Source organism: Dongia sp. (assembly GCF_041906375.1).
GTDB lineage: Bacteria > Pseudomonadota > Alphaproteobacteria > Dongiales > Dongiaceae > Dongia.
On record NZ_JAYRJJ010000003.1, the window covers coordinates 260,359 to 283,325 of the forward strand.

At 61.0% G+C, this 22,967-nt stretch carries 14 protein-coding genes; 5 read left to right on the forward strand and 9 right to left on the reverse strand.

Translation table 11 applies throughout. The annotated features are described in order from the left end of the window. Positions 1-34: 34 nt before the first annotated feature. From ACE3OA_RS12710 to ACE3OA_RS12720, 3 genes are all read right to left on the reverse strand, one after another. Positions 35-268 (reverse strand): DUF2188 domain-containing protein, encoded by a 234-nt coding sequence (locus tag ACE3OA_RS12710; RefSeq protein ID WP_374311177.1) that lies wholly within the window; start codon positions 266-268, stop codon positions 35-37. Between the two features lie 169 nt (positions 269-437). Next, positions 438-1,220 carry a hypothetical protein gene (locus tag ACE3OA_RS12715; protein ID WP_374311179.1) on the reverse strand — a complete coding sequence of 261 codons (783 nt, stop codon included), beginning with the start codon at positions 1,218-1,220 and terminating at the stop codon, positions 438-440. 190 nt (positions 1,221-1,410) lie between these two features. Continuing rightward, positions 1,411-3,645, reverse strand: a complete 2,235-nt coding sequence (locus ACE3OA_RS12720) for a CHASE2 domain-containing protein (RefSeq protein ID WP_374311181.1) — start codon at positions 3,643-3,645, stop codon at positions 1,411-1,413. Between the two features lie 213 nt (positions 3,646-3,858). Between ACE3OA_RS12720 and ACE3OA_RS12725 the strand changes: the two genes are divergently transcribed. Together ACE3OA_RS12725 and ACE3OA_RS12730 are read left to right on the forward strand one after the other, a co-directional pair. Next, a complete protein-coding gene (locus ACE3OA_RS12725) occupies positions 3,859-4,776 on the forward strand; it encodes a FecR domain-containing protein (RefSeq protein WP_374311183.1) in 918 nt (305 codons plus the stop codon). Between the two features lie 175 nt (positions 4,777-4,951). Next, complete coding sequence (locus ACE3OA_RS12730; RefSeq protein WP_374311185.1) at positions 4,952-5,701, forward strand: hypothetical protein; 750 nt, start codon at positions 4,952-4,954, stop codon at positions 5,699-5,701. Positions 5,702-5,803: 102 nt separating this feature from the next. On the opposite strand, the gene ACE3OA_RS12735 is transcribed toward ACE3OA_RS12730, so the two are convergent. The 3 genes from ACE3OA_RS12735 to ACE3OA_RS12745 form a co-directional block, all read right to left on the reverse strand. Continuing rightward, a complete protein-coding gene (locus ACE3OA_RS12735) occupies positions 5,804-7,306 on the reverse strand; it encodes a S8 family serine peptidase (protein WP_374311187.1) in 1,503 nt (500 codons plus the stop codon). A gap of 36 nt (positions 7,307-7,342) precedes the next feature. Beyond that, the gene (locus ACE3OA_RS12740; RefSeq protein WP_374311189.1) at positions 7,343-8,008 is read right to left on the reverse strand and encodes an anti-sigma factor; all 666 of its coding nucleotides are present in this window, start codon (positions 8,006-8,008) and stop codon (positions 7,343-7,345) included. 61 nt (positions 8,009-8,069) lie between these two features. Beyond that, the gene (locus ACE3OA_RS12745; protein WP_374311191.1) at positions 8,070-8,579 is read right to left on the reverse strand and encodes an RNA polymerase sigma factor; all 510 of its coding nucleotides are present in this window, start codon (positions 8,577-8,579) and stop codon (positions 8,070-8,072) included. A gap of 357 nt (positions 8,580-8,936) precedes the next feature. On the opposite strand from ACE3OA_RS12745, the gene ACE3OA_RS12750 reads away from it, so the two are divergent. Together ACE3OA_RS12750 and ACE3OA_RS12755 are read left to right on the forward strand one after the other, a co-directional pair. Then, positions 8,937-17,459 carry a DUF5801 repeats-in-toxin domain-containing protein gene (locus ACE3OA_RS12750; RefSeq protein ID WP_374311193.1) on the forward strand — a complete coding sequence of 2,841 codons (8,523 nt, stop codon included), beginning with the start codon at positions 8,937-8,939 and terminating at the stop codon, positions 17,457-17,459. 232 nt (positions 17,460-17,691) lie between these two features. Continuing rightward, on the forward strand, positions 17,692-18,201 hold the full coding sequence (locus ACE3OA_RS12755; RefSeq protein WP_374311195.1) for a hypothetical protein: 510 nt from the start codon (positions 17,692-17,694) through the stop codon (positions 18,199-18,201). A 36-nt stretch (positions 18,202-18,237) separates the two neighbouring features. Here the strand turns inward: ACE3OA_RS12755 and ACE3OA_RS12760 are convergent, their stop codons facing one another. Both ACE3OA_RS12760 and ACE3OA_RS12765 read right to left on the reverse strand, forming a co-directional pair. Then, positions 18,238-18,672, reverse strand: coding sequence for a hypothetical protein (locus tag ACE3OA_RS12760; protein ID WP_374311197.1), 435 nt, complete (start codon positions 18,670-18,672; stop codon positions 18,238-18,240). Between the two features lie 86 nt (positions 18,673-18,758). Then, positions 18,759-20,249 (reverse strand): PAS domain S-box protein, encoded by a 1,491-nt coding sequence (locus tag ACE3OA_RS12765; protein WP_374311199.1) that lies wholly within the window; start codon positions 20,247-20,249, stop codon positions 18,759-18,761. 444 nt (positions 20,250-20,693) lie between these two features. Between ACE3OA_RS12765 and ACE3OA_RS12770 the strand changes: the two genes are divergently transcribed. After that, positions 20,694-22,715, forward strand: a complete 2,022-nt coding sequence (locus ACE3OA_RS12770) for a YgiQ family radical SAM protein (protein ID WP_374311646.1) — start codon at positions 20,694-20,696, stop codon at positions 22,713-22,715. On the opposite strand, the gene ACE3OA_RS12775 is transcribed toward ACE3OA_RS12770, so the two are convergent. After that, on the reverse strand, positions 22,684-22,851 hold the full coding sequence (locus ACE3OA_RS12775; protein WP_374311201.1) for a hypothetical protein: 168 nt from the start codon (positions 22,849-22,851) through the stop codon (positions 22,684-22,686). The two genes, ACE3OA_RS12770 and ACE3OA_RS12775, sit on opposite strands and share 32 nt — an antisense overlap. Positions 22,852-22,967: the final 116 nt, after the last annotated feature.

Genomic DNA, 22,967 nt, shown 5'->3' on the forward strand with positions numbered 1-22,967 from the left:
ACCAACAGCGAAATCAGAAAGGCGTTCCGGGAGGTTAGCCTTTCGGCGGATAGGGGTCCTTGCCATAAGTCCATTCGGTTCGAAATCTACCGTCTTCGCCCTTAATCAGGACGGAAGCACTGTGCCCTTTTCCCCCAACTTCTTGCGCCCAGTCGATCGCTTGGCGCGTCGCGGCATGCTGAGTGTCGTATGAGCCGTGGTGCTTGCCCTCATAACTGATTTTCCACCTGCCCTCGTGTTTCCCAATGACATATTGAACCAGCGCCATGTTCTCGATTTCCTTGGTTGCGAGTTTTGATGCAAGGCGACACACAGTGGCATTTATTCTGTGATATCGGATTGGGCTCATATCCAATCAGGTGCAATGTTCAGAAATGCACGTCAGACAATATCGCACCCTCGTGCCCAGTCTGCTGGCGTCCTACTTTCGCTTGTCTCTATTCGATTGCCACGATTGAAGTCACCGGGTGGATTTCCCACGCAGTAGATGGGCGCATTCCCGTGGGACCGACAACCCCCGGAGCGTGGTCGATATCGTAGAAGATCGATCCCTCTATTTGGACGTGCAGGGGCGGATCATATCTACGATAGGTTCCGCTGCCGGGGAGGTCATCAGCGAGCAGCGTGGCCAGATCTTTTCTTGCCTGAAGTAAAGTTGCGTAGTCGGCCGCGTTCCTCTTTGGCAGTCCGCTCACCTCGACATTGAAGAAGGTCGGGCCATTACATCTCTTGTCGCCGGCGACGATGATGTGCCAATCGCTATCCGTTTCGAATTTTATCGCACAGACATATGCTGCCACCTTTACGTTCCGATTTTCTTCCTCCACTCGGTCGAAAGACGCATCTTCTTCGAGCGCGGGATCGTGATTGCGCATGTCATCATCGCTGGGCAAACTCCGCGTAAAGGCACTGAGGGACTGAAAGTCCTCGGTATCTGCATCGGAGATCGACGTCTTCGCAATCTTGCGATCATGTCCGCGAAATTGAGCGTTCACCAAATCAGCGGGAACTAGACTCGTTAGCGGCATTACGCTGTCGGCGACTTCCATCTCCGACTCTTGCTCTGGATGTGACCAGTCGTCGACTGCATAGACTGTGTATTGCTGACCTGCGTCATTCTTGACGGTCTTCAATGCCACCGGCTTTTGAGCACAGCCGCCCAGGAAAGCAACTGAGAGTGCTAGGGATACGATGGCAGGCCTGAAGCTGGGTACGAGCATAGCGACTCTCCGCAGAACATGGAGCCGTATATACAGTACTATACAACCATGAATCGTTAATTGCTACTCCAACTCAAGTCAGGGACGAAATTGCCAAAGGACAATCGAGTTTTCTAAACGTTCCGGCGTAGTATTGCCGGCGTCGAGAGTGGTCTACACCGCTTCCAAGCCCTCTGGGCCTTCATCCATTTCACCCCTGTCCGCCGCTCGCTTTCTCGCGGCGGGCGATGGAGGCGTCCATGTGGTCGAAGAAGGGGGCGAGGTCCGGGTGCAGTTGCAGGGCGCGGCATGCGTTGAGGTGGCGGAGGGCTTCGGCATAGTTGCCGTTCGCGGCCGCGGTCACTGATTCGGTCAGTTGGCCGGCCAGGCTGGGGAAGGACGGGTCGGCGGCGATGGGGTTGTCGCCGATCAGGGCCAGGACTTCGGTGCTTTCCTGCTTGCCTTTGACGATCGCCCGGCCGAGCGGGACCACCGCGAAATTCGCCACCAGAGCATGCGTCGCGCCACCGATGAGGATGTCGACGCCGTATTGCTTGGACAATCCCTCGATGCGCGAGGCGACGTTCACGTCATCGCCGATGACCGAATAGTTGAAGCGTTGCTGTGAGCCGAGATTGCCGACCAGGCAGGCGCCGGAATTGATGCCGACACCCATGCGCAGGGGCTGGAAGTTCCTGCCATGGGCTTCCGCCTCAAGCTCCAGTTCCAGGTTGAGCTGCGCCAGGCGCCGGCGCATTTCCAATGCCGCCAGGCAGGCATTCTGTGCATGGGTGTCGTCGTCGAGCGGCGCGTTCCAGAATGCCATGATGCTGTCGCCGATATACTTGTCGATCGTGCCGCCATGTTTGAGGACGGCATCCGTCATCGGTGTCAGAAAACGGTTGAGCAACTGGGTCAGCGCTTCCGGCGTGTTGCGTTCCGAGATGCTGGTAAAATCGCGAATGTCGCAGAAGAGAATCGTCACCGGCCGCATTTCGCCGCCGAGGCGCAGCCGTTCCGGTTCGGCCGCGAGCTGCTCGACCATTTCCGGCGCGAGGTAGTGGCTGAAGGCCGCGCGGATCGTGCGCCGTTCGATGTCGGAGCGGAAATAGGACGACATCGCCCCCGTGATGAACACGAGCAGCACGGATAGACCGGGATAGACCGGGTCAAACAGCTGGCCTCGCTCCGTGAAGGCATACCAGGCAGCACCGATGGCGATTGCCATCGCACAGGCGCCCAGAAGCGCGCAGCCGATCGGCCCGGCACGCGGCAACAAGGCGATCATGGCGCTGCCCAGCACAATCAGAAAGCCGAGCTCGGGCAAGATCGTCCAATAGGGCCGGTTGAGTGAAACGCCGGTCAGTATCTGCTCGGCGATCTGTGCATGGATTTCAACGCCCGGCGTCAACGGGCTGTTGGGCGTCGCGCGTAGATCCAGGAGACCCGGCGCGCTGGTGCCGATGAAGAGGACGCCGCCGGTGAGGTCGATCTTCTCGCCGGAGAGGATGCGCCATGCCGGGATGGTACGCTGTGGAACGCGGCCGCTGTCGTAAAGCCATATCTGGCCGCGCTCGTCGGTGAGCGGCGCGAGCTTGCCGATCTTGATCTCGGCGATGCCCTCGACTTCGATCAGGCTGCTGGGCAGGCCGAGGCTGCTGGTGAGCTTCTGCCACCAGGCCTGATACCCTTCGGACCCGGACGATTTGACGACGACGGTCGAGGCCTTCTGCGACACGCGCAGCGTCTCGCCCACCAGGCTCGAATAGAGCGTGCCGCCGCCATTGAGCAGCAAGGGCAGTTGCCGGACGATCGCATCGCCTTCGGTAAAGACATTGATGCTGCCCTGGCCCTTGGCGCTGGCCTGCAGCGAGGCCAGGCTGGCGATCGATGCGTTGAACTTGCGCACGAAATTTCGCGGGTCGCGGCCGGCATCGGCACCGAGCGTCGCCATACCGCCCTTGCGCTTTGGCATCGCTGTCGGCGTGGGTCCGTTGGCGAGAATGAAGCCCAGTACCGTGGGTGTCGACTTGATCACCTTGGCGAGGATCGCGTCGGGGTCGGCGACGCGGGCCAGGATCGATTGCGACAGGGGATCTGAGTCACTCAGGCCCCAACCATCCGTCGCCAGCTTCGGCCCCGTGCGGTCCGGTTCGGCAAAGACGATATCGACTGCGATGGCGCTGGCGCCGGCCTTGGCCAACCGCTCGATCAGATCCGCCGTCAGGCTGCGCGGCCAGGGCCACTGGCCATAACGCTGCAAGGTTGTGTCGTCGATATCAATGACCCGGACCGGCGTCTCGACATAGGTGCGCGGTTCGATGCGCTGGAACACGTCGAACATGCGCAGCCTGATCTCGGAAAGGAAGACCGGGTCATGGATGCGCAGAAGGAGCGCGCAAAGAAGCACCAGGGCCGGTAGCCCGCGCTGAACGAGATACATCATGTGTGACGTGGCGCCATTGCTGATCCCGACGCTAGGTCGCGGCACACGGCTTGTCAAAGCAAGCTGTGCGTCCCGGTGACCATTCTGAATCCGGCGCGGTGGAATAAGCGCCGCGGCTAAACGTATTCGTCCAGTCGCAGTTTGAGCCATCGCAGCTTGTGCGCTGCAGCAATAAATTCCCGGCCAATCCGGCGATCTTGAGAGGGGTAGGACATGAGGAACATTATCGCCCCCGGGCTGGGGATAGCTGCGCTCATTTCCGTGTCAGCCCTGGCACTCGCGTCGACCGAAGCGATTCCGATCGCCGACGTGGTGGATGTCATCAAGAGCGCCTTTCACACGCCGCCCGGCGGCGCCGAGGTGCCGGCCACGGTCGGCGACAAGCTGCTGGCAGACGAAGCCATTCGGACAGAATCGGATTCCGCTATCGAAATGAGCTTTCCGGACGGTGCCACTTTGCGGCTGGAAGCAGATAGCGATCTGGTTCTCGATTCCTATGTCTTCGATCCGAACGCCCTCAAATCGGCGGCTGCCATTTCGATTCCCGCCGGTATCGCCAGATATACGACGGGCGACGAAAGCATTGACGATACGGGTGTCGAATTCTCGACGCCGGTGGCGACGGTGGGCATCAGAGGCACCGACATCGTCGTATCGGTCGGCGCCAATGGTGCGACCGTCATCGATGTTCTGTCCGGCAAGGTGACCGCCAAAGCGATAAAGCATGATGCTCAGGTTGAGGCGATCGAAGGGCAGAGCGTCCTTATCGATCAGATCGACCAGCCGCCGGAAGTGGGCCAGATCGGCGATTTTGCGACTGCCGCCGGCGGGCCGCCGGCAGCGCCAGGCTCATATGACCCCGACTCTTTGAAAGACAGGAAGGCCGGCGAGGCGCCCAGCGACGGCGGTGGCAACACGGATTCTGCCGCCGATGGCAATGACGGTAATGACGGCTCCGGCGGGGGTAGCGGTGGCAGCGGCGGCAGTGGTAGTGGCGGCGGAAGCAGTGGTGGAGGTGGTGGTGGAGGTGGTGGGGGCGTCGATGGTGACGGCAATTCTGGTCATGGCGACAATGCCGACAAGCACGACCCCGACAATCCCGGCGGCGGGAAGGGCAAGAACAACAAATAATCCCGGCCAGGTTTGCAGCCGGTCGGGAACAGAAATGTCCCGAGGGGGACATTCCTGTGATTCACGGTGGTTTCTGCCTACAGGCCGGAATAACGGCATTTCTTGGCCCGTTTGTTCGGGGTGCGGAAGCTGCGCGTCCCAGCGCGGTTTTGACTGAACCCGAAGGAGTACGACCATGAAATTGCGAGACCGATCGTTGCTGCATGTTCTCTTCATCAGCGGGACGATGGCGTTCGCCGCCGTGTCGTCTACGGCATTGCCTTTCGACAATTTTGCCTTCGCGAAGAACGGCGGTGGCAATGGCGGTGGCAACAGCGGTGACCATGGCGGTGGCAATGGCGGTGACCATGGCGGCGGCAAAGGCGGTGACCATGGCGGCGGCAATGGTGGGGGGCAGGGCGGCTCGAACAAGGCCGATGCCGCGCATGGCTCCAAGGGTGCGCAAGCGTCGGACGAGGACGGCGACGAGACCGATCCGGAAATTACGCCCAGCGCCCTCGGCAAACTAAACGGCTTCTTCCATGCTTCAGCCACGGGGCTCGCCAACGCCTCACCGAACTCGGCACCCGGCAGCATCAGCCATACCTTCCACGACCTGCTGAATGACTTTGTCGACCAGCAAGCCACGCCTGAGGAAGGTGAAGAAACCGATGTCGACCTGGATGACCTCGCCGAGGTGCTTGCGGCCGCCAGCAATAAGCCGATGACGCCGGAAATCGTCGAAAAGATCGTCAACAAGCTGGCTGACACCTATGGCGAAGACTATTCGGAGCTGACCGACCCTGTCGAAGCGCAGGATGACGGCAGCGCCGAAACGCCCGAAGGCACTGAAGCCGAGCCGGCGCCGAGCTTCGCCGAGAAGCTGGCGGAGAAGGTGAATGAGATCAACGGCTACGATACGCCTGACGAACAGGATCCTTCCTGATCCAGACCGCATCCACAAAGTGATGTGAAAATGGGGCGCCCCATCATGTGGGGCGCCCCAATCATATCGGCCCGATCATGGCGTATGGCGAGCATCCAAAGACTATTTGATGGCAGCCGGGCAGGTCTTCGAGGCCTGGACCAAACCATAGCCGAATGTCGCATCCCGGCCTTCGGGGCCGAGATCGATGGCGGCGTTGGTCAGGCTGTCGAGATCGTTGCCATTCGCGGCCAAAGCCGCCGCGACAAAGGGCGCGGCGAAGGATGTGCCGCTCACATAGGTACCGTTGCCGCCGCCATTCTTGGACCCCATCGGCGCCGGCAGCCACAGGTCGACGCCTGGTGCGGCAAAGGCCACGAATGTTCCCTTGTTGGCTTTGGCAAACGCATGCTTGTCAGCGTCGACCGCCGTGACGCCGATGACGCCCGGGAAGGCCGCCGGATAGCGTGCAACATCGGCAAAGCCATCATTGCCGACGGCGGCGACAATGCGTATGCCCTGTCGGGCGGCAGCATCCACCGCCAATTCCATCAGCGCGTTGTTGGGGCCACTGAGGCTCGTGTTGATCGTCTTGATGCCCTGTCCGGCCAACCAGTCGAGACCGGAGACAAAGGCGGTAGCACTTGCGATCGGCGCGCCATCTTCATCCAGCGTGAAAATGCCTGCAATCGACAGCGCAGCGCGCGGCAGCAGGCCGAAATTCTGTTGTCCGGCCAGGATCGCCGCGACGATGCTGCCATGGTCCGGCATGGCAAGCAGGCTGTCCGGCGAATCAAGAAAGACCTGTTGTGTGATGCTAGCGCCAGAAAGGATCGGCGCCTTCGTGTCCGCCACGGTGTCCAGCATGCCGATCTGCACCGGCTCGGTACCGCATTCCGGCAGCGCGGGGTTCCAGCCAATGAGCTTGCGCGCAAAGTCCGGTGCCGGCAGCGTCATGCTGGCTTGTGGCTTGTACACATGGTTGAAATCGATCGATGCACCGGGAAAGGCAGACGCCAGGCGCGCGCGCGCTTCGGCCAGCGACATGGTTGCCGGCGGCGAAAGCCGCGTCACCGAAAGGCCAAGTGCACCCAACTTCTGCTGCGACAGCACACCGAACCCGTTGCTCGCGGCAAACTCAGGCAATGCATCGCCCGCATTGGCGACGACAATCTCGTGGGCCATCGCCCGATTGAGCTCGCCATTGCCGCTTGCCGCCGTGTTGGATGCCGCCGGCACGTCGGTCGTCGCGGCCGCTACCGTGCCGCCAAACCCGGCCACCGATTTCTTGCCGTTATTGCTCTTCTGCGTCGAGGCCGGATTGGCATTGGTGCTGCCATTGCCGCCACTGTTGCCAGCACCGTTTCCGTTGCCGCCGCCATTTCCGCCGCCGTTTCCGCCCCCGTTGCCACCACCGTTCCCGCCACCATTCCCGCCGCCGTTGCCGCCCCCATTCCCGCCGCCGTTGCCACCACCGTTCCCGCCGCCATTACCGCCACCTTTGCCATTGTCGCTCTTGGCCCAGGCATGACCGGCATCAAACAGGGACGGCGCCGCGAAGCCGAATTGCAGCGCGGCGGCAAAGGCAAGGATCACACTGGCCGTGGCAAAGCGGCGCTGGCTCATTTCCGTTTTAATCTCCGGACCGATCCGCGTCTGCGGTCAGGGCGCAGTGCGGGGCAGAACGATCACTTCCCATCCACCATCTTCACGGCGGCAAGCGACACCGCTGCCGGTGGTGGTGCCATTCTCGGCCTGCTCAAATTCTGCGCAGGATGTTCCTGACGCTAACTTAAACCAGTTTAACACTTTTACCTGTCCCTGGCCCGAAGTTTGGTCGCCGAACTCGACGGCGCGTGCCGGCGCCTCGGGCCCGTCGTTCAAAGCCGACAGCAATGCGGTGCGGAAAGCCGCGGCATGAGCGGCGTCGACGGTAAGTGCTTCTTCGGCCATGTCACCGCCATCGCTCTTGGCGCCAGCCAGGCGCAAGCCATCATCGGCGCGCTGGCTGGCGGACCAGATTCCCAGAATGCCGGCACCCAGGAGCAGGCCGAACAAGGCGGCAGCAACCTGACTGTGAATGAAGCTGGGACGGGGCGATGTCGACCTGGCTTTGGCCTGCGGCGCCGTGGCGATGGCGCGCGCCATGGCAAAGGGGACCGGCCGATTATCGAACGCGGCCATGGTATCGCGCGCGGCGTCGGCCGAGGTCCGGAAGTCTTCCGCCAGGGCCCGCAAGGCCGGATCGGCCGCAATCTGACGAGCGACAAGCTCGGCTTCCTCAGCAGGAAGCGTGCCGTCGCAATACTGCATCACGCGGATAATCATTTCTTCACCAATCGGTTGCCGAATTTCTGTCATCGAAATACCTAACGAGTGAAGGGGACTTCTATTCCGTGCCGCCAGTGTCGCGGATCTGCTTGGCAAGGGCCAATCGCGCCCTGGCCAGGCGGCTCATGACGGTGCCGATCGGAATATTCAGCATGTCCGCGGCTTCCTGGTAGCCAAAGCCTTCGACAGTGACCAACAGCAATACCTGCCGCTGCTCCTCCGGCAGGAGCTTGATGGCTTCCCAGGTCCGCTTCAGATCCTGCCGCGCCTCCAATTCCGCCACCAGCGGAGCTCCGGGAATCTGGTCCCACAGTCCCTCTCCAGGCACGGAGAGCCGCTGAACCGCGGATCGGCGGCGGTCGATCCAGGTATTCATGATGATCTTGTAGATCCAGCTGTCGAGGCGGGAATCGGGTTGCCATTGGCTGTGTCGCTCCAGCGCCTTCAGGCACGCCGCCTGCACCAGATCGTCCCCTTCATCGGACGAACCGCTCAAGCCAATAGCGAAGCGGCGCAGCCGGGGCAGCAGGCTGATCAGGCCGAGTTCGATTTCCTTGCGCTTCGTCACTGAGTCCTTCTGGCTAAGTTACTGGAGTTCATTTGTTTCTGGATCGGTTCGCGGTGGGTTCGATGCGCTGACTGCTTTCACAATACACCGGACGGAAAGCGTGATGACACGTCCGACTGGAAATCACTTTCACAAACACCATCAAACGGGTCATGGGGGTCAAGGGGAGAAAACCCACTTCCCGCACACGAGCATGTGAGTGGCCGCCGATATTCGTCTCAAATTTGCGGAATATCGCGGTGCATCCGCCCGTTTTCGGGTGAGTGCACGATCCGGTGGCCGCCTCGTTCGAACAGCCCTGGGGACGTGTGTCGAAGCTGAACCCGCTGATCCACAGCGCGAGCCCGGGAGCGTCTCATGGCCACTGACACCAACAATCTTTCGATCGACACCGTCGCCACCATCCGCGAGGACGATGTCGAGCAGGGCCATGTCACCCAATCGGCCGCCGCACCGGTGATCGTCCAGGTCCCGCAAGGCGCCGATGTGGTGCGCGTGCAGGTCACGCCGGGTGAGACGATCCAATTGCCGTTCCCGGCCGATGGCTTGGTGGCGCGCCTGGGCGATAACGGCAACCTCGCGGTCAAGGTCGGCAACATCACGGTCATTCTGGTCGGCTATGCCGATGCGACGGGCCAGGCCGACGTAAACCTGATCGGCAGCGACGGCAAGGCTGTCGACGTCGCCGCGGTTCTTGCCTCGACCGATCCCAACCTCGACATCCAGACGGCAGCCGGTCCCGGGGCGGGCGATGCCGGCGCCGGTGTCGACAACAATGGCGGCCTTTTCTCCCCCTTCGATCCGGCGGCCGGCATCGGCGGCCTTACCGCGATTGGCGGGCTCGACCCCACCGCGCTCAACTACAACCTCATCCAGCGCGATTTTGTCGAACTGATCGAAGACGATCCCACCGAAGTCGACCCGGTTCCGATCGTCATCGAGACGGTGGGCGGCATCGTCAACGAAGACGATTTGACGTCCAATTACGGCAATGTCCTCGATGGCGGTCAGTTCAACGATTCATTGGCGGCGATCGATGGTCCGCAGGCGCTGGTCCAGGACATCATCAACCAGTTCTGCTGGAACCCGGTCTACGGCAACGATCACCATGACGATGCTGACTATGACGGCGAGGATACGAAATCGGGGACGCCGTTCGGCGATGCCATCATCGGCTACGACCCGAATGGCAGCGACTCAGCGCCCGCCGATTTCGATCGGGAACCGCTGGTGTTCAATGGCACCGCGACGGTCGATTTCGGCGCCGATGCGCCAGGAACCCTGGTCTTCAATGCCGACACGCTGACCCAACTCACCGCTCTAGGCCTGAAGAGCGGCGGGTTCGATCTGCAATACCAGCAGGTCGACGATACGCATATCCAGGGCTATATCTTCGACGGCGAGTGCTACATTCTCGTCTTCACCGTGGCCATCGGCGACAGCTATCCGAACCCGACCGGTCCCGGCACGACCTTCGACATCTTCTTCATCCTCAGCGACAATGTCGACCACCCGCTGCCCGTCGGCGTCGACGCGGATGAAACCAATCTGCTCGTTCCCGTCTTCTTCCAGGCGATCGACAACAGCGGCTCGACCGCGGGCGGCCAGATCACCTTTGGCGTGCGCGATGACATTCCGGTCATCGACAACGAGAACCTCGACGAATCATCCAGCCTGCTGCATCCGGCGCTCTATCTCGACGATGACGACCTCAAGGGCGGCAATCCGGGCGGTACCGGCGACGATGACAGCACGGCCAACTACAATCTGTCCGGCTATCTCGGCGTCCATTATGGTGCCGATGGACCGGGCTCGCTCCTGCTGACCGATCCGTCGCTGCCGGAAGGCTTCTCGGCGAGCCTCAGCCTGGATGGTCTCACCCTGCTGATCAAGCAGAACGGCGTCGACGTCCTCAAGATCACGCTGAACGATTCGACCAGTGGCTATCTGACGGTCGAACAGCTGGCAGCGATCGACCATCCGGAAGGTGACGACGAAAATAACCTCCAATTCATCATCAATTTTGAAGCGAACGATTTCGATTGCGACAAGGTTGGCGGCTCGATCTCGATCGATGTCGATGACGACACGCCTGTGGCTGGCTGGAACTGCACTGTCCGTCTCGACGACGATGCGCTCACCGACGGCAATCCGGGCGGTACGGATGATGACGTGGATGCCGCGCATGTGACCGGGACCCTGGCGCACAGCTACGGCGCCGATGGCGCTGGCACGCTGCTGCTGACGTCAGCGACGCTGCCGGTTGTTGGCGGCTTCACGCAATCAGTCTCGCTGGATGGGCTTACGCTGACCATTTCGCAGAACGGCACGCCGGTCCTGAAGATCGAGCTCAGCAACGGCACCGACGGCATCTACACGGTGACGCAGCTGGCGCCGATCGAGCACGAGACGGGTGCCGACGAGAACAATGTCCAGTTTGCCATCAGCTATGAAGTGATCGATGGCGATGGCGATCCGGTGAGTGGCTCTCTCTCCATCGATGTCGACGATGATACGCCGGTAACGTCGTGGAATTGTACCGTGCGCCTCGACGACGATGCGCTCACCGACGGCAATCCGGGCGGCACGGATGACGACGTGGATGCCGCGCATGTGACCGGGACCCTGGCGCACAGTTTCGGCGCCGATGGCGCCGGATCGCTGCTGTTAACGTCGGCGACGCTGCCGGGTGTCGGCGGCTTTACCCAGGATCTCTCGTCGGACGGCATGACGCTGACCATCTCGCAGAACGGCACGCCGGTCCTGAAGATCGAGCTCAGCAACACGACCGACGGCGCCTATACGGTGACTCAGCTCGCCGCCATCAGCCACCCGGCGGGCCTGGACGAAAACAATGTTCAGTTTACGGTGAATTACCAGGTCACCGACAAGGACGGCGACACCGCGAACGGCTCGATGGTCGTCGATATCGATGATGACTCGCCGATCGTGAGCGAGAACAATGCCGTGCAGTTGGATGACGATGCGCTGGGCGGCAATGCGGGCGGCACCGGCGATGACGACGATGCGGTCAACGTGACGGGCACATTCGGCCACAGCTACGGCGCCGATGGGGCCGGAACCACTTTGCTGACGGCCGCAACCCTGCCGGTCTCGGGCGGCTTCACGCAAGATGTCTCGCCGGATGGCTTGACACTGATCATCTCGCAGAACGGCACGCCGGTCCTGAAGATCGAGCTCACCAATGCCGCCGACGGCTCCTATGCTGTTACGCAGCTGGCCGCCATCAGCCACCCGGAAGGCGACGACGAGAACAACACCCAGTTCGTCATCAACTACCAGGTCACCGACGAGGACGGCGACGCCGCCAACGGTTCGATGATCGTCGATGTCGATGACGACACGCCGACCATCCATCTCAACGATGTCGCGACGCCGGACCTGATCGTCGACGAGACATATCTGAACGTGGACGTAACGGATTCCTTTGCCGGCCTTTTCGGTGCGTCGGCCGGTGCCGACGGCCAGAAGGGCGACATCGCCTATGTCCTGGACGTGAAGTCGAAGGGTGCGGAGAGCGGGCTCGTCGATATCGCGACGGGCAACAAGGTCTATCTGTTCCTGGAAAGCGGCGTCGTGGTCGGCCGTGAAGGGACGGACGCAACAGATGCCGAAAACGGGGATATCGTCTTCACCGTGACGGTCGCCACCAATGGCGATGTGACGCTGGACCAGCAGCGCGCTGTGCAGCACGACGATCCGAATGATCCGGACGAATTGGTCTCGCCGGCGACGCTGTCGTCGAGCGATCTCATCACCCTGACGGCCACCATCACCGACAACGACGATGACACCGCCAGCGTTCCCGCCAATATCGGCTCCGCTTTCAAGTTCAAGGATGACGGGCCCAGCATCCACCTCAACGACGTGTCAGTACCGAGCCTGACCGTCGACGAGACGGATCTGACGGACGACGACACGGCCTCCTTCGCGGGACTCTTCAGCGGGCTTGCCGGCGCCGATGGGCAGAAAGGTGACATCACCTATGCTCTGGACGTGAAGGCGCCGGGCGTCGAAAGCGGTCTGATCGACATCGCCACAGGACACGAGGTGTTCCTGTTCCTGGAAAGCGGCAAAGTGGTCGGCCGTGAAGGCACGGATGCGATCGATGCCGCCAGTGGCGACATCGTCTTCACCGTGACCGTCGATGCCAGCGGAAATGTGACGTTCGATCAAGCCCGCGCCGTACAGCACGACGATCCGGCAGACCCTGATGAAGCCGCCACGCCGCCGCATTTGTCGGCGGCCGATCTCATCACCCTGACGGCGACCATCACCGACAACGACGATGACACGGCCAGCGTTCCGGCCGATATCGGCCTGGCTTTCAATTTTGAGGATGACGGGCCGTTTGACATCAAGGTGCTCTACGCGAACTTTGATGATCCGGAGGGGATGTATCAGGGGAATCTGATCGACGAAGACGACCTCAACGGCCCGTTTGTCAAGTACCAGGGCAATGGCGATGACGCACCTGGGGACGACGATGTGAACCCCAACGGGCTGCAGGATACGGCCCGGGTTGAAGGCTTCGTGTCTGTCAACTTCGGCGCCGATGGCCCGGCTGCCAGCGACTCGTTCAAGTTCGGCGTGGTCGATGGTGCCGATACCGGCCTCAAGACCTCAGACGGCAAGACGATCATCTGGCACGTCATCGATGCTCAGCATGTCGAGGGCGTGATCGATGGTCAGGTCAATCCGGTGTTCACCGTCGAACTACAGCTCAGCCCAATTCCCGGCTATTTCCTCTTCCAGCTCAACGAAGGTCTGTATCACCCGGACCATGATGATGACACGACCGAGGCCTTCGAGACCGCCTTTGAGGACAATCTCAACATCTATATTCCGGTGATCGCCACCGACAAGGACGGCGATCATGTCTCGGCCGACATCCATATCATCGTCGATGACGATATGGCGGTTGCGCGAGCCGATTACGACAGCGTCGCGAACTTGCTGACGACGGACGGCAATGTCATCACTGGCGTCGGCACCCAGGATCCGGCGAATGGGTCCGACTTGCTCGGCGCAGACAATGGCTCGGTTACCGGAATCGCGTCGGTGGAGCTTCCGGGTAATTCTCCGGCGGCGGCGACCGATCAGGTTCACGGCGCCGGCTTCGTGATCGATGGCGAATTCGGCACGCTGACGATCTATGCGGACGGGTACTACACCTACACCCGATTCGACGGCGAACCGCTGATCGAGGATGACAAGTTCACCTACACGCTGACGGATGGAGATGGCGACGCCACCACGGCTGTGCTGACCATCAACATCTACGATCAAGGAACGGAGCTCGACACCGATCCGGACGGCGAGAACGACAACGACGTCGATGAAAAAGGTCTGCCGATCCGGACAATCAACGCAATCGTCGAACCGGCTGGTACCGGCGAAGCGGCGGATGGAAACGGCAATGATGACGACGACACATCCGAGAAAGCGGATGGTCAGCTGAGCTTCAATACGCCGGACGGCTTCGGTTCCCTGACCATCGAGGACAAGGACGGCAATGCCGTGACGATCACGGCCATCGGCCAGATCATCCATGGCAAATATGGCGACCTCGAGGTCACGGCCTTCGACAGCGCGGCCGGCACCATGAGCTACGCCTACAAGCTGCTGGACAATGTTGATCATTCCGGTGGTGCGGTGAAGGATGCCTTTGCCGTGGTCGTGACCGATGTCGACGGCGATCACTCCAATGGCACGATCAGCATCGATATCATCGACGATGAGCCGATCGCCCGGAGCGATTTTGACAGCGTCGGCAATCTGTTGACGACGGATGGCAACGTCATTACCGGCGTTGGCACCTCCGACCCGGCCAGCGGCGCCGACACGCCCGGCGCGGACAACGCGCGGGTCTCGGCCATCGCCTCGGTTGAAATGCCGGGCAATGCCCCGGCGGCGACGAGTGACCAGGTCCACGGTGCCGGCTTCATCATAGACGGCGAATTCGGCACGTTGACGATCTATGCGGACGGCTACTACACCTACACCCGCTTCGACGGCGATCCGCTGATCGATGATGACAAGTTCACCTACACTCTGAAGGATGGTGACAACGACACCAAGACAGCGACCCTGACCATCAACATCTATGATGAAGGAACGGATCTCGACCTCGATCCGAGTGGCACCAACGACAACAATGTCGATGAAAAGGGCCTGCCAATCCGCACGATAAGCGCCATCATTGAACCGGCCGGTACCGGCGAGGCGGCCGATGGCAATGGCAGCGATGACGACGACACGTCGGAAAAAGCTACTGGTACACTGAACTTCAGTACGCCCGACGGATTCGGTTCACTCACCGTCGAAGATAAGGACGGCAATGCCGTGACGATCACGGCCATCGGCCAAATCATCCATGGCAAATATGGCGACCTCGAGGTGACGGCGTTCAACAGCGCAGCCGGCACCATGAGCTATACCTACAAGCTGTTGGACAATGTTGATCATTCCGGCGGCACGGTGAAGGACGACTTCAAGATTGTCGTCACCGATAGCGACGGCGACCATTCCAACGGCACCATCAGCATCGATATCGTCGATGATGCCCCGATTGCCAGCAACGACTTCGGTGGTTCGGTCAATACGGGGTCGTCGATCAACGTCATTAACCCGGCAAGCGGTGTGCTCGCCAACGATCTGTTCGGCGCGGACGGGGCCAAGGCCGGTTCGGGTGGCGGCGTCATTGGTGTCATTGCCGGCAACGGCAGCACGCAGTCGAGCACCGGCATCAATGCGTCGATCGTCTCGGCGCTGGGTACGTTGGTCCTCCAGGCCGATGGTACCTACACCTACACGGCGAAGGCGAACGTCTCGGGCACCGATTACTTCACCTACACGATCGAGGATGGTGATGGCGACCGGACGACGGCGGTATTGAGCTTCAATGTGGCCGACCAAGCGCAGGGCAGCATCACCGGCTCGACCTGGGTCTATGAAGACGGGATGCAGAACCAGAATACCGGTGACCTGACGACCGCGACATCGGCACTCGGCGTCGCATTCACGCCGGGTGACAATGAAGTGGTGACCAGCCTCACCCTGCAGAACCTGCCGACTGGCTGGAAGATCTATGACGGCAATACTTTGCTGGGAACCGGCAACGGTACCAACTTCGTGATCGACATTACGCTCCATGCATTGGCGAACCTGAAAATTCTACCGCCGGCTGACAATGCGGACGGTGATCTGTCGCTGAATATCTCGGCGACAATTCAGGATCCGAATGGCGGGCTTACCGACACGGTCAATGGTCAACTGACCATCAATCGCGACGGCGTCGCCGACAAGCCGACAGCGGTCACAATTACCGTGACTGACGCCGGTGCGAACGGCTTGTTCAGTGTCGGCGAGGTCGGCGTCGTTAACATCAAGGCGACCTTTGGCGACGCAACAGATGCGTCCGAAACCCATAGCCTCGTCTTCAAGGTGCCGGCCGGCTTCAATCTCACCGATTGGAACGGATCGACCTGGGCCGGGCTGCCGGCTGGCATCAGCGTTATCAGCGTCACCGGTTCTTCCGGCGCCGGCTGGACCGTCACTTTCGGTGTCGCCGACAATACATCCAGCGTGGATTTCAACGTCAATATCGTGAACACGGCAGCTGTCGCGTCAAATGCGCAGTTCACCGTCGATGCGAAGACGCTGGAAGAAGCGACGATCGCCGGACCGAACGGCAATAGCAGCGGCAATGAATTGACCATTGCCAACAACACGGCCATCACCTCGGCCTCGGTGCCGGTCGTTTCGGCCCGCATCCTCAATGGTGCGCTGGTGACCAACACGCCAAGCCCGCAGCAGGGCGATCAGGCGATGATCCTGACCTTTGTTCAGGATGGCAATCCGCTCAACGCCTACGCTCAGGTTGTTGTGCGCGATACGCAGGGGCAGCAGGGCGCCGTCCTCGCGGATTCCGGCTTCAATATCGATCCGAGCAAGGACTTCAACGTGGCGCTCGAGAACCCGCTGGAGGGCCACAAGATCATCGTGACCGACTTCAATCTCGAGGGGGTTACGCTGGACGTGTCGGGTGGCAACATCCAGATCGAGCACGAGGATGCATCCGGCAAACCGATGGCCGTCTATGCCCAGATGAGCCCGAACGATGGCGGCACCGTCGTCGTCGACGACTCAACCGATGGTGACAGCGGCAATGATACGCCGGTGCCGAGTCCCAACAATGCCGGCCAGGACTATCTGTATGGCGGGTCGGGCAACGACACGCTGAACGGCGGCGCCGAAGACGATGTACTCAACGGTGGCGTCGGCAATGACACCCTCAACGGCGATGGCGGGAATGACGTCCTCGTCTGGAATGGCGGCCTGCAGACGGCGGCCGGCAACACGGCGTTGGGCGATTACTATCACGGCGGAGATGGGTTCGACTTGCTGCGCGTCGATCAGGGTGCGCTCTACAATTCCACGGTCGGCAACAAGGCTAACATCGACTTCTTCCCGGACCAGGCTTCGGACGCAACTGTCGACTTGCGGGGCGCGCATATCGACGGGATGGAAGGCATTCTTATCACCGAAGAGGCCGTCATCAGCGGGACGACCCAGTCGGGAAGCAATGCGCTGGGTACCAAGATCCTGTTGAACGCCAGCGACGTGCTGAATTTCTCCGAGACCGATACGCTCTATGTGATCGGGTCGAAGGGGGATTCCGTCGATCTCGACAATCTGTCGGGCAGCAATGTCGGCACCGCGACCTGGGTGGCGGGCGGCGACGTGACCCCGATTACGGGCGGCGTCACCTTCACCCAATATACGGGAACGTTCAGCGACATTAACGGCTCGCATTCGGTCACCTTGTATGTCGACAAGGATGTGACCGTGGTCTGAGCAAACTGATCAGCGCAAGCTGATGAGTATCGGGAGAGCGGACTAAATCCAGAGTCCGCATGAGGTCAGTAGGTGCGGCCGGTAACGCCCCAAGGACCGGACCGCATTGATCGCCGCGCTGTAGGTTCGCCTGCAGCGCGGCGTCCTTATCAGATCACGTGAATGCGAGTTGTGCCGGTGCTCTTTGGGAACCAACTATGTCGAACCGGGTAGAGAGACCTTGAGGTAGAGAATGCGCGTCACAGTCGCCCTGCTGATTGTTGGGACCACGCTTGCCATATCGGCGCCTCATGCGCGTGCCGACAATGCTCCCGAACCAGGCGCCAATCCGCCGGTCGGCACAGAGCCGGGCGTGGGTGACATCATCATCGGGGAAGTCGAGCGGCGCATCATGCGCGACTACTATCAGCGCCATCTCGATGACTGGGAGCATGCGCAGGGCGGCAACAAGAACAAGCACAAGAACAAGGGCAACGGAAACGCGAACGGCAAGGATTTCCCGCCGGGCCTGGCCAAGCGGGGTGAATTGCCGCCTGGGCTGGCCAAGCAGCTGGTGCGCAACGGTCACTTGCCGCCGGGTCTTGAAGGGCGCGACCTGCCGCCGGATCTGTTGTCGCGCCTGCCGCGACTGGACCCCGCCTATCGCTACATGGTAGCCGACGACAAGGTCATGCTGGTGCGCCGGGCGACCAATGTCATCATGGACATCCTGACCGTCGCGGCCGTCGACCTGCTGAACTGAGACGCTGTTGAGGCAAAGGCGCCGGGGTGACGCGGTCTAGTGTGACCGGCCGTGACCATGCCGCGGCTCGGCCAATTCCCGTTCGACCAGATAGCTGACGGAACGGGGCAACTCGCGCCGCGGGGCGAGGTCCTGTCCGCCCCGCCGCAGCACCAGGCGCACTTCATCTGCCGCGAAATAGAGAATGACGCCAGTCCCGAAGGCGACATAGTCGAAGCCAGAGACATCGGTGTGCTGGGATTGCGTGCCTTCCGGCGCAATGCCGCGTGCGCGAATTTGGCCGAAATCTTCAAGAATCATGACAAGCGGGGCGCCATCGGTCTGAATGACCACCGATCCCGTGCGGTCGGGAATAAGGTCCTGCAGCTTCAGGCTGACGGAATTACTGAATGCATCTGTGTCGATCGCAGAGTCTTCCTCCGCCCGTTCCAATTCGAGCTTCCGCCGTCGTCCCGATCGATTTGCCGTCATCGTCTACACCCTGCGCCCTGGTAGAGGGACATAGATAGAACGATGCAAAAGGCAATTTATGCCATCTCGACCGGTCCCGGCTGTGGTCAGCCTGTTTTGGCCTGCGGCAACGCCGGTTCCGGCGGGGGAAAGGCCAATGAGAAGATGGAGCCCTTGCCGGGTTCGCTCACGACCCGAAGCTCGCCATCATGGAGGTCGATCAGGCGCTTGGTGATTGAGAGGCCGATACCGGCGCCGCCCTTCCCCTTGGCATAGACATTGTCGCTGGCGAACGGCTCGACGATCGACCTCAGGCGTTCGCCTGCAATCCCGATGCCGCTGTCGGCGACGCTGACCGTCACCTGGCCGTCTTCGTCAACCGTTGCGGAAATCTGGATCTGGCCGAATTGATGGGAAAATTTGATTGCGTTGGAGAGGAGATTGACCAGCATCTGCTTCACCGCCCGCCGATCGGCAAAGAGGCGGATGTTGGCGCCGACATCGATGGCGACCCCCAGTTCTGCCTCAAGAACCAATGTCGAGAGCATGGTGTAAACCTCGTTCACCACGTCGGCGAGGACGACGAATTCCTTGTCCAGCCGATATTTGCCGGCTTCGATGCGCGACAGGTCAAGGACGTCGTTGACGATTTCAAGGAGATGATGCCCGCTCTGCTTGATGACTTCGCCATATTCCCGGTAGCTCGGATGCGCATGCGGGCCGTGGATTTCGTGCAGGATCAGATCGGCAAAGCCGATGATGCCGTTGAGCGGGGTGCGCAGTTCATGGCTCATGTTTGCCAGGAACATGCGCTTGGCCTCGACCGCGCTGGTCGCTTCGGTCAGGGCGCGGCGCAACTCGCTCTGCTGGCGCGTCCTCGCCGTCATGTCGCGGAAGAAGCCGACCAGCCTCTGCTTGCCGTTATAGGAGATGGGCGAGGCTGAGATTTCGACCATGGCATGCTCGCCATTGGCCCGCTTGATGACGCCGTCCGGTACGACCACGCGTCCTATTTCGATATGCTCGCGGAAGGTCTGTCGGAATTTGTCCTGCATTTCTTCGGGATGGAGATCGGCCTGGTGCATGCCGATCAGATCCTCGACGGTGCAGCCGAACAGGTCGGCGGCGGCGGCGTTTACCTCCGTCAACCTGCCCGTCTCGGGATCGGCGATAAGGATCGGCTCTGGCGATCCCTCCAGGATGGCGCGGTATTTCTTCTCCGAGGCGGCCAGGGCTTCTTCGCGCAGCCGCTGTTCGGTGACATCGCGCATGATGGCAAAAGTGGCCTTTTGGCCCTCCCAGTGGCCACGCACGATCGTCGCTTCGGCCGGGAAGGAAGAGCCATCGGCGCGCTGTGCCAGGATCTGCCGTCGCTGATGCATGACCAGGGCGCGCGAATTCGAACGGGCGAAATTGTCGACCATTTGGCGATGCTGGGCACGGAAGGAGCGGGGAATGAGAAGATCGAGCCGCTGCCCGACGATATCTGCGGCGGTATAGCCAAATGCCCGCTCGGCGCTGGCGTTGAAATAGATGATGGTCTGGCTGGCATCGATGGCGACCACGGCCTCCGGCATGAAGGCAAGAACGTCTTCCAATCCTCCGTTCAAAATCTCCCTCGCCAATGCTGTTGAAATACTGAGCGATTATTTGCCGAGAGGCGGATTTCATCCGCATTCGCCAAGCAAACGGGGATGTTAGAAAATATGTAGGTGAGCGAATATTGCTAATAGAGAAACCTAGGTATCTAGCGGTTCGTCAAAAGAGGAATAATTTCAGATAGCTAGAGGTATTCGCCACAGATCCATTGTGGGTGTTCGGGCAGCAAGGCGGCTCTGCGATCAGGCGCCAAGCCGCTGAATTATTGACCTTTCCGTGGCAGAGATGATAGAGAGCGGCGGCCCGCGAACAGTGGTGGAAAGACGCTCCCGATAGGGCGGCGCCCCTGGGGCAGATTTCCGGTAAAATGAAGCGGCTTGGCACGGTGCGGGGATGGTCGCTCTCCCGCCAAGTGCCGAAATGTGCCGCGAGATGGAATGAGCATGGAACCCGCGAAGCAGCTATTTTCGCATCGGAAGTATTGGGCGCACCGTTTCGGTACGGCGCCCTTCCTGCCGATGACACGCGCCGAGATGGACGAACTTGGCTGGGATTCGTGCGACGTCATCCTGGTGACGGGCGATGCTTATATCGATCACCCCAGTTTCGGCATGGCGGTGATTGGCCGCCTGCTGGAAGCGCAGGGGTTCCGCGTCGGCATTCTTTCGCAGCCCGACTGGCAGAGCGCCGAGCCCTTCAAGGCGCTGGGCCGGCCCAATCTCTATTTCGGCGTCACCGGCGGTAACATGGATTCCATGGTCAACCGCTACACCGCCGACCGACGTCTGCGCCACAACGACAGCTATACGCCCAATGACGAGGGCGGCAAGCGCCCCGATCGCGCCGTCATCGTCTATTCGCATCGCTGCCGCGAAGCCTATAAGGATGTGCCGATCGTCCTCGGTGGTATTGAAAGCTCGCTCCGGCGCATTGCCCATTACGATTACTGGTCGGACAAAGTGCGCCGGTCGATCCTGGTCGACGCCAAGGGCGATATCCTGCTCTACGGCAATGCCGAGCGGGCCGTTGTCGAAGTGACCCACCGCATCGCCAAGGGCGACAAGCCGGCAGACCTCGCGGACCTGCGTGGTGTCGCCGTCATGAAGGACCGCGTGCCTGACGGTTGGGTCGAAGCGCCGGCCAACGATCTCGACGACGCAGCCGAAGGCGCCAGGCGTCTTGAAGGCGATACGGTCGTGCGCCTGCCGTCCTTCGAGCAGGTCGAGAAGGATCCGGAGGCCTATGCCCGCGCCTCGCGCGTGCTGCACCGGGAAAGCAATCCGGGCAACGCCCGCGCGCTGGTGCAGCGCCACGGCAACCGGGAACTCTGGGTCAGTCCGCCGCCCATCCCGCTAACGACGCCGGAAATGGATGCGGTCTTTGAACTGCCCTATGCGCGCGCACCGCACCCTTCCTATGGGGATGCGAAGATCGCCGCCTGGGACATGATCCGCTTTTCGGTCACCATCATGCGCGGCTGTTTCGGCGGCTGTTCCTTCTGCTCGATCACCGAGCATGAGGGCCGCATCATCCAGAACCGCTCGGAAGGCTCGATCCTCAAGGAAATCGAGCAGATCCGCGACAAGACCAAGGGCTTCACCGGCATCATCTCCGATATTGGGGGCCCTACCGCCAACATGTATCGCATGGCCTGCAAGGACAAGCGCACGGAGGAATTGTGCCGCAAGCCCTCCTGTGTCTTTCCAGACATCTGCCCCAATCTCAACACCAGCCATGATTCGCTGATTCAGCTCTATCGGAAGTCGCGCGACCTTCCCGGCATCAAGAAGGTCATGGTCGCTTCCGGCGTGCGCTATGACCTCGCCGTGAAGAGCCCGGCCTATATCAAGGAACTGGTCGCGCACCATGTCGGCGGCTATCTGAAGATCGCGCCGGAGCATACCGAAGCCGGCCCGCTCTCCAAGATGATGAAACCCGGCATCGGTGCTTACGACAAGTTCAAGGAACTGTTCGACAAGGCCGCCAAGGAAGCGAAGAAGGAATACTTCCTCATCCCCTATTTCATCGCAGCTCATCCGGGAACAACGGATGAGGACATGATGAATCTGGCCCTCTGGCTGAAGCGCAACAAATACCGCGCCGACCAGGTGCAGACTTTCCTGCCGTCACCGATGGCGCTGTCGACCGCCATGTATCATTCCGGCTTTAACCCGTTGCGGCCAATCCGCCATGGCGCTTCGGAGCCGGTGGAGACCGTGAAGGGCCTGAAGCAGCGCCGCCTGCACAAGGCGTTCCTGCGCTATCACGACGCAGAAAACTGGCCTTTGCTGCGTGAGGCCCTGAAGAACATGGGGCGGGCCGACCTCATCGGTCCCGGCAAGCACCAATTGGTGCCGAACTGGCAGCCGGCGGGGACGGGACTAAGCGGCGGTGAAGGGCGGCGCTTGGGTCGCAAGCACGGCGTGCAGACGTTTACGACGAAGGGCGTTCTGAAGCGCCGCTGAGCAATTCCAACAGCCTCCGCAGTTCGACCGGCACGGGCTCGCGGGCAAAATCGCCATATTGGCCTTCAACCTGGCGCGCAAACCAGCGCTCGCCTTCGACACGGCCATGGCCGTTGATCTTGACGCGGTACATCATGATCTAAGACGTGCATCTCCTGATCGAGTTTAGACGGGCCAATGCGTGCCGAAAAGGAACAACACGTAGGCCGAAGCCGCAGCACTCGCCAGATAGAAGCCGATCGTCTGTGTCAT

Excerpts from the sequence above, each read along its gene's own strand:
- ACE3OA_RS12710 (WP_374311177.1), bottom strand. The coding sequence starts at position 268 with ATGGCGCTGGTTCAATATGTCATTGGGAAACACGAGGGCAGGTGGAAA.
- ACE3OA_RS12715 (WP_374311179.1), bottom strand. The coding sequence starts at position 1,220 with ATGCTCGTACCCAGCTTCAGGCCTGCCATCGTATCCCTAGCACTCTCA.
- ACE3OA_RS12720 (WP_374311181.1), bottom strand. The coding sequence starts at position 3,645 with ATGATGTATCTCGTTCAGCGCGGGCTACCGGCCCTGGTGCTTCTTTGC.
- ACE3OA_RS12725 (WP_374311183.1), top strand. The coding sequence starts at position 3,859 with ATGAGGAACATTATCGCCCCCGGGCTGGGGATAGCTGCGCTCATTTCC.
- ACE3OA_RS12730 (WP_374311185.1), top strand. The coding sequence starts at position 4,952 with ATGAAATTGCGAGACCGATCGTTGCTGCATGTTCTCTTCATCAGCGGG.
- ACE3OA_RS12735 (WP_374311187.1), bottom strand. The coding sequence starts at position 7,306 with ATGAGCCAGCGCCGCTTTGCCACGGCCAGTGTGATCCTTGCCTTTGCC.
- ACE3OA_RS12740 (WP_374311189.1), bottom strand. The coding sequence starts at position 8,008 with ATGATTATCCGCGTGATGCAGTATTGCGACGGCACGCTTCCTGCTGAG.
- ACE3OA_RS12750 (WP_374311193.1), top strand. The coding sequence starts at position 8,937 with ATGGCCACTGACACCAACAATCTTTCGATCGACACCGTCGCCACCATC.
- ACE3OA_RS12755 (WP_374311195.1), top strand. The coding sequence starts at position 17,692 with ATGCGCGTCACAGTCGCCCTGCTGATTGTTGGGACCACGCTTGCCATA.
- ACE3OA_RS12760 (WP_374311197.1), bottom strand. The coding sequence starts at position 18,672 with ATGACGGCAAATCGATCGGGACGACGGCGGAAGCTCGAATTGGAACGG.
- ACE3OA_RS12770 (WP_374311646.1), top strand. The coding sequence starts at position 20,694 with ATGGAACCCGCGAAGCAGCTATTTTCGCATCGGAAGTATTGGGCGCAC.
- ACE3OA_RS12775 (WP_374311201.1), bottom strand. The coding sequence starts at position 22,851 with ATGATGTACCGCGTCAAGATCAACGGCCATGGCCGTGTCGAAGGCGAG.